The sequence below is a fragment of the Burkholderia paludis genome, from assembly GCF_000732615.1.
GTDB lineage: Bacteria > Pseudomonadota > Gammaproteobacteria > Burkholderiales > Burkholderiaceae > Burkholderia > Burkholderia paludis.
Window position 1 is genome coordinate 1 of record NZ_JPGL01000138.1, and the last position, 785, is coordinate 785.

At 59.9% G+C, this 785-nt stretch carries 1 protein-coding gene and 1 pseudogene; both read right to left on the bottom strand.

Annotation, left to right across the window (positions count from 1 at the left end; all coding sequences use genetic code 11):
• The coding region (locus GQ56_RS0138785; RefSeq protein WP_031403741.1) for a PAAR domain-containing protein at window positions 1–208 on the bottom strand (208 nt) is incomplete at its 3' end.
• A 21-nt stretch (window positions 209–229) separates the two neighbouring features.
• Window positions 230–785 (bottom strand): annotated as a pseudogene (locus tag GQ56_RS0138790) (virulence factor); the annotation flags it as partial.

A 785-nucleotide genomic window follows, 5' to 3' on the forward strand; every position in this document is an offset into this window, starting at 1 on the left:
AAGTTTTGTGACCGTGAAAAGCCGCGTCAGATCCCTCAACCTTCATCTCCGGGTCGCCCTCGACAATCACAACGTCTCCGTGCATCGGACAGACACAGTGGTCCCCGATACGCCCCACGGCGCGACCCATGACCTTACTGTTGGGCGCACCCGTCTGTACGACTCCGCCGTGACTGTGTACGTCACCAACTCGAATGATTCCGCGCATACGTCCTTCTCGCGAATTGGATCACCACGAATAGCCCTGCATCCCGTAGTCGGTATCGTGACGACGCCCCCACCACGGAAGATAGGCATTGTTCTCTCCACGAGCCCGGAACCAGTCCTTGTTCGGGTCGATTGCGGTAAGTTTCGACGGCGGTCGCACAACAACGGCGACCGGATGCTGCGAATCCGTTGTACCGGCAACAAGCGCATTGCCACCGAAGTGGTTGATACGACCAATCGCCAACACGACATCGGTCAGTGCACCACCCGTCCCCATATCGCCGAGCAACGCCGCCGTATTGAACGTCTGCTTCATGTGGTCGTATTCAGGCAGTGTCTCCGTCAACGACTGCGAAAGCGCCCCCAAACGTGCCGACGCTGCGTCGCCCCCGTGCCCCGCATCGTGAACGACGTACTGAAGGTCGGTCGGACCGATACCGGCATTCTTGGCCGCTTGCTCGATCGTCGCCTTCCACGCCTGTACCGCGCGCGGTGCTCCGACCTTCGGCGTGAAATCCTGCGTGTTGCCGGTCACCGCTTTTCCAATCCACGCAAGCGGTTCACGCTCGGTATTGAAG